Annotated in this window: 16 protein-coding genes; 14 read left to right on the forward strand and 2 right to left on the reverse strand. The window is 56.4% G+C overall.

The features are described from left to right. Nucleotides 1-52: 52 nt before the first annotated feature. Nucleotides 53-1,270 (reverse strand): alkane 1-monooxygenase, encoded by a 1,218-nt coding sequence (locus CHU70_RS09535; RefSeq protein WP_049173049.1) that lies wholly within the window; start codon nt 1,268-1,270, stop codon nt 53-55. A gap of 354 nt (nt 1,271-1,624) precedes the next feature. Here CHU70_RS09535 and CHU70_RS09540 point away from each other — a divergent pair, with 354 nt between their 5' ends. The 13 genes from CHU70_RS09540 (at nt 1,625) to CHU70_RS09600 (ending at nt 13,947) form a co-directional block, all read left to right on the forward strand. Continuing rightward, nucleotides 1,625-2,194 carry a copper resistance protein CopC gene (locus CHU70_RS09540; RefSeq protein ID WP_049173016.1) on the forward strand — a complete coding sequence of 190 codons (570 nt, stop codon included), beginning with the start codon at nt 1,625-1,627 and terminating at the stop codon, nt 2,192-2,194. 4 nt (nt 2,195-2,198) lie between these two features. Then, entirely contained in the window at nt 2,199-2,807 is a 609-nt protein-coding gene (locus CHU70_RS09545; RefSeq protein WP_147719054.1) for a copper chaperone PCu(A)C, read from the forward strand. 286 nt (nt 2,808-3,093) lie between these two features. Further along, nucleotides 3,094-4,320 (forward strand): Dyp-type peroxidase, encoded by a 1,227-nt coding sequence (locus CHU70_RS09550; protein ID WP_147719053.1) that lies wholly within the window; start codon nt 3,094-3,096, stop codon nt 4,318-4,320. A gap of 159 nt (nt 4,321-4,479) precedes the next feature. Continuing rightward, nucleotides 4,480-6,474 (forward strand): threonine--tRNA ligase, encoded by a 1,995-nt coding sequence (gene thrS / locus CHU70_RS09555; protein WP_222865459.1) that lies wholly within the window; start codon nt 4,480-4,482, stop codon nt 6,472-6,474. A gap of 151 nt (nt 6,475-6,625) precedes the next feature. Then, nucleotides 6,626-7,261: an HIT domain-containing protein gene (locus CHU70_RS09560; protein ID WP_042388668.1), complete on the forward strand. Its 636-nt coding sequence runs from the start codon at nt 6,626-6,628 to the stop codon at nt 7,259-7,261. After that, on the forward strand, nt 7,255-7,956 hold the full coding sequence (gene pgsA / locus CHU70_RS09565) for a phosphatidylinositol phosphate synthase (RefSeq protein ID WP_048731329.1): 702 nt from the start codon (nt 7,255-7,257) through the stop codon (nt 7,954-7,956). The genes CHU70_RS09560 and pgsA overlap by 7 nt, the downstream gene beginning before the upstream one ends. An 11-nt stretch (nt 7,957-7,967) precedes the next feature. Further along, a complete protein-coding gene (locus CHU70_RS09570; RefSeq protein WP_147719052.1) occupies nt 7,968-8,870 on the forward strand; it encodes a phosphatidylinositol mannoside acyltransferase in 903 nt (300 codons plus the stop codon). A gap of 2 nt (nt 8,871-8,872) precedes the next feature. Further along, the gene (locus CHU70_RS09575) at nt 8,873-10,015 is read left to right on the forward strand and encodes a glycosyltransferase family 4 protein (RefSeq protein ID WP_147719051.1); all 1,143 of its coding nucleotides are present in this window, start codon (nt 8,873-8,875) and stop codon (nt 10,013-10,015) included. Nucleotides 10,016-10,068: 53 nt separating this feature from the next. Further along, nucleotides 10,069-10,572 carry an NUDIX hydrolase gene (locus tag CHU70_RS09580; protein WP_070595762.1) on the forward strand — a complete coding sequence of 168 codons (504 nt, stop codon included), beginning with the start codon at nt 10,069-10,071 and terminating at the stop codon, nt 10,570-10,572. Between the two features lie 139 nt (nt 10,573-10,711). Next, nucleotides 10,712-11,614 (forward strand): pyridoxal 5'-phosphate synthase lyase subunit PdxS, encoded by a 903-nt coding sequence (gene pdxS, locus CHU70_RS09585; RefSeq protein WP_005511452.1) that lies wholly within the window; start codon nt 10,712-10,714, stop codon nt 11,612-11,614. Between the two features lie 2 nt (nt 11,615-11,616). Continuing rightward, on the forward strand, nt 11,617-12,495 hold the full coding sequence (locus CHU70_RS09590; RefSeq protein WP_016422678.1) for an acyl-CoA thioesterase II: 879 nt from the start codon (nt 11,617-11,619) through the stop codon (nt 12,493-12,495). Then, nucleotides 12,495-13,115, forward strand: coding sequence for a pyridoxal 5'-phosphate synthase glutaminase subunit PdxT (gene pdxT / locus CHU70_RS09595; RefSeq protein WP_070832238.1), 621 nt, complete (start codon nt 12,495-12,497; stop codon nt 13,113-13,115). The genes CHU70_RS09590 and pdxT overlap by 1 nt, the downstream gene beginning before the upstream one ends. A gap of 79 nt (nt 13,116-13,194) precedes the next feature. Continuing rightward, the gene (locus CHU70_RS09600) at nt 13,195-13,947 is read left to right on the forward strand and encodes a YebC/PmpR family DNA-binding transcriptional regulator (RefSeq protein ID WP_048731316.1); all 753 of its coding nucleotides are present in this window, start codon (nt 13,195-13,197) and stop codon (nt 13,945-13,947) included. 508 nt (nt 13,948-14,455) lie between these two features. Here CHU70_RS09600 and CHU70_RS09605 read toward each other — a convergent pair. Continuing rightward, a complete protein-coding gene (locus CHU70_RS09605) occupies nt 14,456-14,920 on the reverse strand; it encodes a DUF3817 domain-containing protein (RefSeq protein ID WP_049193684.1) in 465 nt (154 codons plus the stop codon). Between the two features lie 115 nt (nt 14,921-15,035). On the opposite strand from CHU70_RS09605, the gene ruvC reads away from it, so the two are divergent. After that, nucleotides 15,036-15,593 carry a crossover junction endodeoxyribonuclease RuvC gene (ruvC, locus tag CHU70_RS09610; protein ID WP_048731311.1) on the forward strand — a complete coding sequence of 186 codons (558 nt, stop codon included), beginning with the start codon at nt 15,036-15,038 and terminating at the stop codon, nt 15,591-15,593. Nucleotides 15,594-15,615 lie beyond the last annotated feature (22 nt).

Below are 15,615 nucleotides of genomic sequence, written 5' to 3' on the forward strand. Positions count from 1 at the left end.
GCGGGCAAATTCGCGCGGTACAAACGCTTAGTGTGGCCGCTGAACCTCCCTGTTATGCCTGGTGTCGTGCGGCAATAGCCTTCTCTAACTTTGGTAGTTTGGACGGCATGACGTTGATTCGTTCGACATCTCCTTCCGAAAGGTCAATTACACGGTTGTCCATGATCGCTCGCCACAGCGGTGGAAGCATTGCGACCGCGATCATGGCGGCATAACCCGAGGGAAGATTGCCCGCCTCGTCGAATGAGCGAAGGATCTGGTACCTACGAGTCGGATTAGCATGGTGGTCCGAATGGCGCTGCAGATGGTACAAGAAAACATTTGTCACGATGTGATCAGCGTTCCATGAATGGCGAGGTTGGCACCGTTCGTAGCGACCATTCGGTAGCTTCTTTCGGCGTAGGCCGTAATGCTCGATGTAATTGACCGTCTCCAGGTAAAGAATGCCAATGAGCGCCTGCATAATCAGGTACGGGGTAATTTGCACTCCGAATACTGCGATAAGTGTTCCGAACAAAACGATTGTGATGGCCCAGGCATTGAGAACGTCATTATCTGGGTTCCAGAAGCTGCGCTTTTGCCTTTCAGCGCGCTTTTTCTCAAGTGCGATGGAGTGAAGAAGGCTGCCCCAGCCACTTCGGAGCACGAAGGTGTAAACGGTTTCGCCCCAACGTGCTGACGCGGGATCTTCTGGGGTCGCGACGCGAACGTGGTGCCCACGGTTGTGCTCTACATAGAAGTGACCGTAAGCCGCGGGTGCCAGGGTAATTTTCGACAACCAGCGCTCGAGCTTGTCTTTCTTGTGTCCAAGCTCATGGGCTGTATTGATGCCAATGCCCGAAGCGACTCCGGCGGTGAGTGCCAATCCTATGCAGTCCCACACGGAAAGGTCTCCGCGGCCCCATAGATACGCTGCCGCAATGAGAGAGCCATATTGTAGAGGGACGTAAGCGTAGAGCACCCACTGGTAGTACTTGTCCGCCTCAAGTCGAGCCATGATTTCGTCAGGTGGATTGGAGCCATCGTTGCCGACAAAGTAGTCAAATAGCGGAATGATGATGAACACCACAATAGGGCCGCCCCACCAAACCCAGTCAGCGCCAAGCCCGGTGAACCAGATACTGAGAATCGAGTGGATGCCCCATGCAATAAGTACCGCTGCAGCAGGAATCAACCCCAGAAACCAAAGATAGCGTTTCGGGTCTTTCCATGAGTATGGACTTACCTGGGAATTGAGCTGGGGGTCGGCTGCCACTCGGCGCAACCCCATGGCCTCAGTTCGCGACCGTCGGCGGGACGCATCGATGTGTGAAGTCAATGTTCTGCTCCTGTCTATGTGGAGACACCGCGCAGGCAAAGTGAGCCAACCACGGCGATAGAGGGCTATGAGACGCAATGTCTCATAAGGGGATTTTCTATGACAGGGGTCAAATTGTCAATAGGTTTTGACAACAAAAGTTGAAAATCATGGCCTCACCGGGAACTTTCATCCTCGATGCTACGACTAGTAATTGAACCACTTCGATGCTTCATCCCTCCCTATGGGTTTTATTGGCGTAAGCTTAGGAGTGGTTTGTAATGAACTGGATTCTGACCATGAGATAAATGGGGAGCGGTAGATTCTGTGAATTCTTCACGCAGTCGTTGGGGAAGGTCGAGCGCTGTTAAATCGAGTGTCGCCACGCTTGCCGTATCTGTAGCTATCTCGATTTTTGCCGCTTCACCTGCGGTAGCTCACGACGCGGTGATGTCATCAACGCCAGGCGACAAGCAGGTTCTCGATGAATTTCCGCACCACGTTTCTCTCAAGTTCTCTGGTAACCCCAAGAACAATTTCAACACCGTTGCAATTAGTGATGCGGATGCCAAGAAAGTCCTGTACTCCCATGAGCCAGAAGTAGTGGGTAACGAGGTCTCTTTGGATATCCCTGAGGATATTAATCCAGGCCCTGGTAACTACATCATTGGTTTCCAGATCACGTCCTCGGATGGCCACTCCACTCGGGGTAAGACCACTTTCTCAGTGGCTGATCCGGATGCGGTAGACGCAACTGAAGTTGGTGCAGAATCTCGTCAGACCGGTGCGCACGCCGAGGAAACGAAGTCAATACCACTATGGGCTTATGGCCTCGGTGGTGGACTCATCGTCATCATCGCCGCTGTCGTCACCGTTATTAATCGAAAGGCAAAATAGACACATGAAGCTCAATCGCACTGCAACTGCACTGATCGCTGGTTCCGCAGCTCTGACCCTTGCTCTGGCAGGTTGCTCGTCCGACGATAACACTGCTGCTGAGGTGACTGAGTCCGCAACCTCCGCTGCGACCGCGGCTACTTCTGAGATGGAGAAGAGCGATGCTGCTGTGCAGCTGGCCGATGCCTACATCAAGGAAAAGCCGGCTGACAAGGGCATGACCGCCATCTTCGGTACGCTGACCAACAACACCGATAGGGACATCAAGGTTTCCTCCTTCAAGCTTGAGGGGCTGAAGGAAGGCACGAAGTTCGAGCAGCACGACACCAAGGACGGCAAGATGTTCGAGGTGCCGGAAGGTCTGACGATTCCGGCTAATGGCGAACTCGTTCTCGAACCGGGTAGCACTCACTTCATGATCATGGACAATGATGAAGCTATGGATGTGGGAGCTGAATACAAGCTCGTCATTGAGCTTTCCGACGGCTCTAGCATCACCCAGGATGTTGAGGTTCGTGTCCAGCCGGCGGGCGAAGAGGACTACGGTAATGACGGTGACCTGAACAACCCAGAGCATATGGGCGACGGTGAGATGGATCACTCACACCACTAATTCTTGTGACGAGTTGGTCAAGTAATCGCTCGTCGTAAAGCGGGCGTGAGCTCAGGTACGTCGAGGAATTGACTAACTGGATCTAATGGTGGCAGAAGCGCTGGGGTTGGCAGGTTATTGCGGCATATGCAACGAACTCCGGCGCTTTTCTTTTTCCGAAAAAGGTTTTCGATACGGTCGAATTGGATAGGCCAGTGGTTGCGTTGAAGCCATTGAAAAATTGGTGGATTCCCAGCCACCTCATGGGCTCCAGTTTGAAGTAATCAGGAAGGTAAGAGTGCACAACATGTCCGAAGGCTTTTCCAGAAGGCGTTTTCTTGGCGGGCTTGGCACCGCCGCAGGAGCCTCAGCGCTCGCCCTGGGGGCGCCGGAAGCCCAGGCGATTGGGTTAGAACGTCCACAGGAAGCGCCGCCGAAACCGCCTTTGCAGACAGCAACCGTACCTTTTGATGGCGCCCACCAGGCGGGGATTGCGACGCCCGCACAGGCGAATCTATGGCTAATAGCCTTCAACGTAAAGAAGGGGGTTAATCGCAATCGTCTCCAAAACCTCATGCGTGCCTGGACCGATGACGCTCGCCGAATGACAGCCGGCAAGGCTACTCGAACGGACTTGGAGCCTGAGCTCATGGGGAGTCCGGCCAATCTGACTATCACAGTTGGATATGGGGAAAACTTCTTCACAATCATCGATAGGGAAGACCAGAAGCCCGAGTGGCTGGGGGATCTGCCAAAGTACGTTAACGATGAGCTCCGCCCGGAGTGGAACGGTGGAGACCTGTGCCTGCAGATTTGTGCGGATGACCCGGTAATGGTCTCCCATGCGGCCCGAATGATGATCCGAAATGCGGGCTCTTATTTGGACGTCCATTGGGTGCAGGCTGGCTTCCAGCACGCCAATGGTTCTAGGCAGGAAGGCGAGACCCCGCGCAATCTCTTCGGCCAGAAGGACGGTACGGTCAACCCGCGCACTCGTGAAGAATTCGACAAGCAGGTCTGGATTGACAGTGGCCCGGATTGGTTGCGGGGCGGTACAGCGATGGTTGTCCGCCGTATCGAAATGGATATTCCAGGCTGGGATGTCTTGGACCGCGAAAGCCGCACTGTTATTACCGGCCGAGATATCGGCACCGGTGCGCCAATTGGAGGTAAGGACGAGTTTGAGACCGTCGACCTGGCGAAGACTGATGAATATGGTCTGCCTCTGACGGATCCGAACAGCCATGTTGCACTGTCCATGCCTCCGAAGGAGAAACCTAATCAGCGGATTCTGCGACGGGTCTACAACTATGACCTGCCACCGGAACCGAATGGTCGATTCGAGACCAACACTGGCCTGGTATTCATTTGTTTCCAGAAGGACCCGTTGGAGCAGTTCAATCCGATTCAGGAGCGGCTGTCTAAGAACGACCGTCTCAATCAGTGGATTTTCCACATTGGATCCGCCGTGTTTGTTATGCCGCGAGGAACTTCTGAGGAGGAGTACTGGGCGCAGGACCTTTTCGAGGCCTGAGTTTTGACCGTGCGGTAAAGTGTGTGAACGACTGACGAAGGTCACCAGGTATGTGATTTTCGAAGACATTTTGAAAAGGAGTACACGCACGCCGTGTCAGAAGAATTTGCAACCCCAGCACCGTTTTCCGTGCCCGCAGGAGTTTCTGCGGGCGAGGCGATGAGAGACTTGGGTTTCCCGAACAAGGGCGTTGACGCCATCGTTTGTGTCCGCGATCCTGAAGGCAATTTGAAGGATTTGTCCTTTAAGCCAGAAGTGGAAACCGTCTTCGAGCCCGTTCCGGCGAATACTCCGGACGGTCGTGATGTCATTCGCCACTCTGCGACTCACGTGATGGCTCAGGCCGTGCAGTTGGAGTTCCCTGGGACGAAGCTGGGCATTGGCCCTGCCATCGACAATGGTTTCTACTACGACTTCCGTGTCGATGAGCCTTTCTCTCCGGAGGATCTCAAGCGCATCGAAAAGCGTATGAAGAAGATCATCAAGTCTGGTCAGCGATTCGAACGCTTTGCGTTCGAGTCTGCTGATGAGGCGCAGGAAGCGCTTGCCGACGAGCCGTATAAGCTCGAGCTGATTGTTGAAAAGTCGGCCGGCAAGGTGTCCGAAGATGATGAGGCCAATGTCGACGTCGGTGGTGCAGGCACGACCTTGACCGGCTACCGCAACGTCAATCCGCGTACCGGTGAGACCGAGTGGTTTGATCTTTGCCGCGGCCCGCACGTGCCGACCACCCGCTACATCCCTGCTTTTAAGATCACGCGTTCTTCCGCTGCGTACTGGCGGGGTGACCAGTCTCGCGATAACTTGCAGCGTGTTTACGGCACTGCGTGGGAGTCCAAGGAAGCGCTGGACGAGTATCTTGACCGCATGCTCGAGGCTGAGAAGCGCGATCACCGCCGCTTGGGCTCCGAGCTGGATCTGTTCAGCTTCCCAGATGAGATTGGTTCTGGTTTCCCGGTATTCCATGTCAAGGGCGGCATCATCCGCAACGAGATGGAGCAGCATTCCCGTCGCCGTCATATCGAAGCGGGCTATGACTTTGTGAACACCCCGCACGTAACCAAGGGCGACTTGTTCAAGAAGTCCGGTCACCTGGACTTCTACGCGGATGGCATGTTCCCGCCAATGCAGCTCGACGGCGAATATGACGAACACGGCAACTGCACCAAGGCTCCGCAGGACTACTACGTCAAGCCGATGAACTGCCCGATGCACAACCTCATTTTCGCATCGCGTGGTCGCAGCTACCGTGAACTTCCGATTCGTATGTTCGAGTTCGGCACCGTCTACCGCTACGAGAAATCAGGCGTTATCCACGGTCTTACCCGAGCCCGTGGCTTTACGCAGGACGATGCCCACATCTACTGCACCGAGGATCAGCTGGAAGAAGAGCTCACTAATGTCCTCGACTTCATCATTTCGCTTCTGCGTGACTACGGCCTGGATGACTTCTACCTGGAGCTGTCTACGAAGGACGAAAAGAAGTTCGTCGGCTCGGATGAAATTTGGGAGAAGTCCACAGCTATTCTCCAGCGCGTTGCCGATGCTTCTGGCCTCGAGCTCGTTCCTGATCCGGGCGGAGCCGCTTTCTATGGTCCGAAGATTTCCGTCCAAGCCCGCGATGCCATCGGCCGTACTTGGCAGATGTCGACGGTACAGCTCGACTTCAACCTGCCGGAGCGCTTCGAGCTCGAGTACACCGCACCTGACGGAACCAAGAAGCGCCCGATTATGATTCACCGTGCGCTTTTCGGCTCCATCGAACGTTTCTTTGGCGTCCTATTGGAGCACTACGCAGGTGCTTTCCCGGCTTGGCTGGCTCCGGAACAGGTTGTTGGTATTCCGGTTGCGGATGACTGTATCCCACACCTGGAGGACTTTGCTGCACAGCTGAAGTCTCGTGGCATCCGTGTCCACGTGGATACGTCCGATGACCGCATGCAGAAGAAGATTCGCAACCACACCCAGGCCAAGGTTCCGTTCATGATTCTGGCTGGTGCCCGTGACATTGAGGCAGGTGCCGTCAGCTTCCGGTTCCTCGATGGCACCCAGATTAACGGGGTGGCAGTTGAGAAGGCTGTGGACATCATCTGTGATTGGGTTGCTTCGCGGAATAACGAACAGCCGAACAAGGAGAATGTCTCTGCTCTCTAGAGGTCGTTAACGCTCTCTAATTCGACCGCGTTGTTTTAACTGGTGAACCACGCGTGGTAATCCAAAGAAGTTGACCGCGAGGTCGTAAACTACAGCAGAGAAATATATGTGGTCGGGGCTCGAATGGGGACCCGGCCACGCAACGAAGGGGATGGCAGTGAATCAGTCGGGAAGTGAAGAGTTGCCTCCGCAGCAGCAGGGCAATGCCGGCCAGCAGGAATCGTCTGATGGCGTATACGTCGACAGCGGTTACGGCGAACCGGATCGGCTCACGCGCTTATGGGCACCGTACCGGCTGGATTACATCGTCAAGCGTGGTGTGCATAACTCCAAGCCATCCCGTAACCCCTTCGTTGATTTGCCGAAGCAAAGCGATGAGGAAGCACTCATTATCGCTCGCGGCGAGTGGGTGTACGCCGTTTTGAATCTGTTCCCGTACAACCCAGGGCACCTCATGGTGGTTCCATATCGCGAAGTTGCCAACCTTGAGGACTTGACCGACGAAGAAACGGCCGAGATGATGCGGTTTGCCAAGCATGCGGTTCGTACCCTCAAATCGGTTTCGCGTCCGCACGCCGTCAATGTAGGTTTCAACTTGGGCAAAGCCTCCGGCGGTTCGGTCGCCGATCACCTGCATATGCACGTCGTACCGCGCTGGTCGGGTGACAGCAATTTTATGACCGTGATCGATGGCACCAAGGTGTTACCGCAGGCTCTTCGTCAGACTCGCGAGTTGCTTGCCGACGGCTGGCGTGCCCTTAATCAAGAGGATGGGGCAGCATGCTGAGTGTCCGTGGCAGGGCTCCAATCCGCCCAGTAGTTGAACCGATTGCCGCTGCACTTTTGCGGGTCGGCATTAGCCCGAACACGGTCACCCTGGTGGGAACGGTAGTTTCCGTTCTGCTTGCGGTAATCCTGATTCCTACCAACCATCTTTTCGCAGCTGCGGTGTCAATCGCTATTTTCACTGCTTTTGACCTGCTCGATGGCACGATGGCCAGACTGCGAGGGCGGGGAACGAAATACGGAGCGACGCTGGATGCTTCCTGTGACCGTATTACGGATGCTGCACTGTTCGGGGCGATAGCGTATTGGGTGGTGTATCACCATGGCGCGGATTCAGTGCTGCTTATTCTGACACTGATTACCATGGGATCGTCCCAGGTCATTTCCTACGTTAAGGCTCGAGCAGAGGCTAGCGGCCTCAAGGTCAACGGTGGTCTCGTCGAACGTGCGGAGCGCCTGATTATCGGTCTAATTGGCGTCGGGCTCCAGGGGCTTGGCGTGGACTATGCCCTCTACGTCGCGATGTGGCTCCTGGCGATTGGGTCGGTCTTCACCGTCGTTCAGCGCTTGTACATGGTGGCTAAGCAGCCAGGAGCGTTGGATCCCATCGCCCCGCCAGAAGGTGCAGCTGATAGTTCATCTATCAACCCTGACTCTGCTACGAAGTCCACGGGTTCGGCTGATTCCAACAACTAAAGGAGGATACGATGACTAGTTTCTTCCTGCCTCGCTCGAAAGATGATTTCGTTGCGCTCGGCTATATGGCCGGGTGGAAGATTTTTGGTCTGCTGCCGGAACGCGTGGCCTACCGTATCGGCAACATAGCCGCCGATCGTGTAGCAGCAAATCCAGCGACTACCCGCCAGCTTCGCAAGAACTTGGCTCGCGTTATGGGCTGTCCGCCTGAGGAAGTGCCGCAAGGTCTTATTCGGGCTTCCATGCGTTCCTATCTACGTTATTGGGTGGAGGCATTCCGGTTGCCCTCCATCGCGTCGCCAGAGTTGGCAGACACGGTCGAGTCCACCAGCGATGGGCTCGAACGAGTTGCTGAGGCCCTCGAGGCCGGAGATTCCATCGTCATCCCACTGCCGCATTCTGGTAACTGGGATATGGCAGGTATGTGGCTCGTTTCCCGCCATGGTCGGTTCAGTACCGTGGCGGAACGGCTGAAGCCAGAGGTACTTTACGACGCTTTCGTGGAGTACCGCGAATCCCTCGGATTCCGCATTCTCCCGCTTACCGGTGGCAAACCCGCGATGCCGGAACTGCAGAAGCGATTGGAAGACGGTGGCGTTGTGTGCCTGCTGTCTGATCGTGACTTCGGCGGCCACGGGGTCCCGGTCACTTTTTTCGGCGAGCAGACTACCATGCCGGTCGGTGCAGCAAAGCTGGCACTGGACACTGGCGCTCGGCTTATGCCCGCGGGCCTGTCCTACACGCGCGATGGCTGGCGTTTTGTAGCGCATCCATTCGTGCCGACTGAGGGGCGCAATCTAGCTGATATTGTCCAGGACATCGCTACTGTTTTTGAATCTGATATTGCCCAGCATCCAGCGGATTGGCACATGATGCAGCCACTGTGGCCAGCGGATAAGAAGAGGTCAAAGTAGCTGTGCGAATCGGAATGGTGTGCCCTTACTCGTTCGATGTCCCAGGCGGTGTTCAAGCTCACGCGATTGACTTGTCTGAGGAGTTCATCCGTCGCGGCCACGAGGTCAGTCTTATCGGCCCAGCTAGCGCGCAGGCGGACGTGCCGGATTTCGTTGTTCGAGGTGGTGCCGCCATCCCGATTCCATACAACGGCTCGGTCGCTCGGCTGTCTTTTGGTCCCCGCACCAGCCGTCGAGTCCGCACGTGGATTGAGGAGGGTAGCTTTGACATCCTTCATATCCATGAGCCGAATTCGCCCAGTTTTTCAATGCTGTCGTTAGTAAACTCGGTCGGGCCGATTGTCGCGACCTATCACTCTGCGGCGACGGACTCCCTAGCATTGAAGTTGGCCACGCCATTTTTGCGGAAGTACCTTGAACGCATTCGGGGAGGCATCGCTGTCTCGGAAGTGGCTCGTCGCTGGCAGGTTGAGCAACTCGGCGGCGACCCGGTTCTCATTCCCAATGGTGTCCGTGTTGGAGATTTCGAGTCCTGCCCGGCCGCCTCATCGTTGCCTGAGATTCCGCCACGGCGTGAAGGGGTCTATCGGCTTGTCTTCCTCGGACGCTTCGACGAATCTCGTAAGGGCTTTGACGTCTTGCTCGACGCGTTGCCAACAATACGTGCGGAGATTCCACAGCTTGAGGTCTGTGTCGTTGGTGATGGTGATATCGCGGCAGCTCGTCGTAAAGCGGGCAGAAACGCAGATGTCCTGCATTTCGTCGGCAGACTGTCGGAGGATGCTAAGGCGTCAATACTCGCCGATGCGGATGCGTACATTGCCCCGCAGCGTGGTGGGGAGAGTTTCGGCATCGTGCTGGTAGAGGCGATGGCGGCGGGTGCGCCGGTGATCTCCAGCGACATCGATGCGTTCAAACTCGTGCTTGACGACGGCCATTACGGGCTTCACTTTGAAAACGGTAACTCCGCAGACCTTGCGGATGCAGTCGTACGCCTTTTGACGCAGCCAAAGTTGGGGGAGGAGCTTCGCGCACTCGGGCATAAGCGGGCTTGGGAGTATGACTGGTCGCAGGTCGCCGACGGCGTTCTGCGTGTGTACGATACGGTGCGCATGGATGGCGAAAAGGTCGTCATTGCGCCATAGAGATTTCCGTCGTGGCAGCTGATTAAACGCAGCGGAGTGAAAGTGGGTTTTCGGTGGACGTAACCGTTCCAATCTGGGTCGTTGTCCTAGTCATTGCGCTGATTGTCGTACTCGTTGGCGGTTTGGTGGCTTCATCGACAGCGACGCGTTTGAACCGTATGCACATTCGCACGGACTTGGCGCGTTCTTCACTGGAAGCGGCGTTGGGGCGAAGGGCCGCAGTCGCTCGTGCCGCCTACCCGGAACTCGCCGGGGTAGTGGCGAAGGTGGAAGCCACACCACTTAGAGCCAACAACACTGGGCAGCGTGCAGACGTGGAAAACGAACTGACTAGGAAAATTGTGGCGCTCTATGAGGAACAGCCCGTGGACCGGACGATGGCAATTGAGCTTTCTGACGCCCATACGCGGCTCGAGCTCGCCCGCCGTTTCTACAATGATGCGGTGACGGATACGAAAGCACTGCGAGCCAGGCCGCTAGTGCGCGCGCTGCGGCTGGCGGGCACTGCACCTGAACCGGAATATTTCGATGTTGCAGATGGACTGACAACGGCTTAATTGTGGGAAAACCCGCTGTTGTGCTGGAAGTTCGCGGTGTTTTCTGACTCAATGAACAGCACTGTCTAGTTCAGGCGTTATAGTGTTAAACGACTACAAACAGTCACATTCACCAGTTTTATTAGGGAAGTAGGGTTCGTTGAGCACGGTTGAGAACAACTCCGGGCAGGGCACCGCACGCGTCAAGCGCGGTTTCGCTGAGATGATGAAGGGCGGCGTCATTATGGACGTCGTTACTCCGGAGCAGGCCAAGATCGCTGAGGATGCCGGCGCAACTGCCGTGATGGCGCTGGAGCGCGTCCCCGCCGATATTCGCGCAGAGGGTGGCGTGTCACGTATGTCTGACCCGGACATGATTGAGGGCATTATCAATGCCGTCTCCATTCCGGTTATGGCCAAGGCCCGTATCGGCCACTTTGTTGAGGCACAGGTTCTGCAGTCCCTCGGTGTTGACTTCATTGACGAGTCCGAGGTTCTGACCCCGGCCGACTACTCGAACCACATCGACAAGTTTGACTTCACCGTGCCGTTCGTCTGTGGCGCGACCAACCTGGGTGAAGCTCTGCGCCGCATCAACGAGGGCGCTGCCATGATTCGCTCGAAGGGCGAGGCCGGTACCGGTGATGTCTCCAACGCTGTGACTCACATGCGCACCATCCGCGCTGAGATTAACCGTCTGCGTTCTATGGCTCCGGACGAGCTCTACGTTGCCGCCAAGGAGCTGCAGGCACCGTACGAGCTGGTACGCGAGGTCGCTGAGACCGGTAAGTTGCCAGTCGTGCTGTTCACCGCAGGTGGCATTGCAACTCCGGCTGACGCTGCAATGATGATGCAGCTCGGTGCTGAGGGTGTCTTTGTTGGTTCCGGTATCTTCAAGTCCGGTGATCCGGAGAAGCGCGCCAAGGCTATCGTCCAGGCAACCCAGCACTACGATGATCCGAAGGTCATCGCTGATGTCTCCCGCGGTCTCGGCGAGGCAATGGTCGGCATCAACGTCGACGAGATTCCGCAGCCGCACCGACTCGCTGAGCGTGGCTGGTAAAAATGGCTAACATCCGCGAGGTATTAGATCTGGAGCAGATTGACCGGGACATTTTCCGTGGCCCAGTCATTAAGTCAATCCTGCAGCGCACTTTCGGTGGCCAAGTTGCCGGCCAGTCCCTCGTCGCGGCGACGCGCACGGTGGGTAATACCTTCGCGGTGAACTCCCTCCACGCCTACTTTGTAGGCCCGGGCCGCCCCCATATCCCGACGGTGTACATGGTCAAGCGTATTCGCGATGGACGGTCTTTCTGCCACCGCTCCGTCGAAGCTGTGCAAGATGGCCGTACGATTTTCGTAATGCAGGTCAGCTTCCACCGTAAGGGGGATGAGGGACTCGAGCACTCTGACGTGATGCGCAAGGTGCCAGATCCTGAAGATGTGGTCACCGACACCTCTGAGATGACGAACACACGTCGTCTACTAATGCGCGAGTGGGCGGACTGGGATATCCGGGTAGTGCCGGATGATCAGTTCGAACACAACAAGTACACCCCGTCCCAGCAGCTGGTATGGTTCCGGTGCAAGGATCGCCTGCCGGATAACGAGACCTTCCACGTCTGCACGCTGGCGTACATGTCGGATATGACTTTGCTGTCATCGGCACTCGTTCCGCATCCAGGCGTTGAGGTCCAGGAAGCCAGCCTCGACCACGCGATGTGGTTTATGCGTCCGTTCCGTGCGGATGAATGGCTGCTCTACGACCAGATTTCGCCATCGGCGCACGCGGGTCGCGCATTGACTCACGGTCGCATCTTTAACCAAAAGGGCGAGCTCGTGGCCGTCGTCACGCAGGAAGGGCTGACCCGAAGCCTGGCCCCGGGTGTCGAGCCCGTGCCAGTGGCGACGAACTTCGATGCTCGCAGTGAGAACCTAGATTAATGGCACAGGAAACAATCGGTATCCTCGCTCTTCAGGGCAACGTTGCCGAACACGGATATGTGCTTGACCAGCTCGGCGTCCCGCACCGAAAGGTGCGCTTGCCCCGTGATCTGGAAGGGCTTAGCGGCCTAATTTTGCCCGGCGGCGAGTCCACAACCATGAGCAAGCTGATGGTCTTCAATGAGCTTGAAGACCCGCTGCGGGAAGCCCTCCGCGATGGCCTTCCGGCATATGGCACCTGCGCCGGCATGATTTTGCTTGCCGACGAAGTGCTCGATACCCGTCCGGATGCCGTTAGCCTGGGAGCGATTGACATCACGGTCCGTCGTAACGCATTTGGCCGGCAAGTGGATTCCTTCGAAACTGACTTGGATATTCCGCAGCTGGCGATTAGTGGTGACCAGCCGCCTGTACACGCCGCCTTTATTCGCGCACCGTGGGTCGAGCGTGTCGGTGATGATGTTGAGGTGCTAGCGCGGGTGCCAGAATCGGCTGGAGAGACCGCAGGTACAGTGGTCGGAGTACGGCAGGGGGCTGCGATGGCCACCAGCTTTCACCCGGAGTCGACGGGGGAGACGCGGCTCCACGAGTTCTTTTTGCGAGAGCTTGTCGGCATTTAAATCCCCGGTTTGTATAATGAACACCTGACGAATTCCCATCTACATGGGTATTGACGAGAGGAATGGTAGGAACTAGCACATGGCGGGTCATTCAAAATGGGCAACCACAAAGCACAAGAAGGCTGCTAATGACGCCAAGCGCGCCAAAGAGTGGGCAAAGATGATCAAGAACATCGAGGTCGCGGCTCGTACCGGCGGCGGTGATCCTGCTGGTAACCCCACCCTCGATGACATGATTAAGAAGGCCAAGAAGGCCTCGGTTCCCAACGACAACATTGAGCGTGCCCGCAAGCGTGGTTCCGGCGAGGAGTCCGGCGGTGCTGACTGGGAGACCATTGTCTACGAAGGTTACGCACCTGGCGGTGTCGCTTTGATTGTGGAGTGCCTGACCGATAACCGTAACCGTGCTGCTTCCGATGTGCGCTCGGCGTTCAACAAGAACAACGGCAACATGGCAGACAACGGCGCCGTGGCGTACCTCTTCGAAAAGAAGGGTGTCGTCGAGCTGCCGAAGGGCGAGCTGACCGAGGATGACCTGCTTATGGCGGTTCTCGATGCTGGTGCAGAGGAGGTCAACGACCTGGGCGAAAAGTTCGAGGTTGTCTCCGCCTTTACCGATCTGATGAATGTCCGCACCGCTCTTGTCGATGCCGAAATGGAGTACGACTCCGCAGATCAGGACTACCGCGCTTCTACCACGGTGGCTCTCGATGCTGACGGTGCACGCAAGCTCTTCCGTCTGATTGACGCTCTCGAAGAGTCCGACGACGTGCAGAACGTCTACTCGAACGCCGACATCAGCGACGAGGTTATCGCCGAACTCGAAGACTAGGCGTTTGCTTGGCGACGGTTCCGCTGACCGGCTTCCCGGCGTTAAAGGATGCTCGTGCAGGGTAGTCTGCAGCGCTGAATTGCGCGGCGAGCTGGTGTGAATGGAAGATCCCCATCGGAGAGTCGTCCGATGGGGATTTTTTTGGGGGGAGAGAGACAGACAGAGTCAAAGAGTGTGTCTGATCCTCAGGATAGCGACTGGTCAGAGCCCGCCTGCGGGTAGCTCCACACCCTGGGGTTAAGGAGAAAAACTGACAACCCGACACACTGGCAACCTCAAAAAATTACGGGCTGCGCGTGTGAATACGGCTGCAAATGTGAAACTGTGCAGGTTTATGTCACTTTCAGACGATTTTTCAGGTCATTTTTGTCATAAACGCAGTCAGTAACTCGCATTGGGGTAAGTAGCGAAGGGTGCCCGCCCGCCGACGCGCCGGTCGACACGCCAGGCGGACATATTTTTGTCTATTAAACCGATTTTGGTTTCTGAAAGTTTTAGTTGAACCGTTTTAGGAGAACCACTGAGTCGGAGGTCCGGCCATCAGCAACAGTGTGAAGACCACGACGAGAACAATGAGGATGACGAATGCCGAGATAAACGGGCGGCGAATAATCATCGCGAGTGCCCACTCGAAAATGTCCTGTGGCTCCTCGGATTCGTCGGTAAAGCGCCAGGGCCGATCCAAGAGGCCTGCCTTCAGGGTGTTTCGTTCAAACGGATAGGTTGCGAATGGAATGATAGAAGAGGCGAGGCCGATGACACCGCGGCCAAAGCTCCACTGCTGGTTGATCCACACCATGATGGTGGTGACTACGTAGCACAGGAACGTAAAACCGTGGATGCCGCCGAAGATGGTGGTGGCGATGTCAGTGACTTTGAACAGGTACTTCAGTGCCAGCCCCAAGAGCAGCAGAGCCCACGTGACCATTTCAGCTGCAGCGAGAACGCCGTAGAGCTTCTTCGGTGAATTCATGGTGTTAAACCTATCAGAATCAACGGTTGGTACCCCGTGTAGCTACGATACAAACAGCTGTTCGAAATGTGGTATTAGTGGAGAGGTGAATTATCGAGCTGGATCTCTGCGGGTGATGGGTATCGACCCTGGCCTTACTCGTTGTGGTCTCTCCATTGCGGAAGGTGCTCAGGGCAGGAAAGTCATTCCCATTGCGGTGGGGGTCGCCCGCACACCAACCACGGCATCGTTGGAGGATCGTCTTCTACGGCTTTCCAATGCCGTGGAGCAGTGGATGGATGAGTACGAGCCGGACGTGGTTGCGATGGAACGGGTATTCGAGCGCGGCAATGTGTCCACCGTAATGCAGACTGCGCACGCGGTTGGTGTCCTTGTCCTCGCTGCGGCGAGACGCGGTTTGGAAGTGCATATGTACACGCCGTCGGAGGTAAAGAAGGCGCTTACCGGCAACGGTCGGGCTGATAAGAAGCAGATGACCATGATGGTGACGAGAATCCTCGGGTTGGAAACTCCGCCAAAACCTGCGGACGCAGCGGATGCGTTGGCCATCGCTATCTGCCACTGTTGGCGTGGTCCGGTTCTGCAACGCCAGCGCGACACCTTGGCTGCGCTTGCTAAGCAACACGAGGAGCGGGAGTTGGAGCTTTCTCGCCGTGAGAATCCCTCGCGGTAGGGGAGCCTGCTAGAGCACACTT

This window comes from Corynebacterium sp. LK10, assembly GCF_008042455.1.
Classification (GTDB): domain Bacteria; phylum Actinomycetota; class Actinomycetes; order Mycobacteriales; family Mycobacteriaceae; genus Corynebacterium; species Corynebacterium jeikeium_D.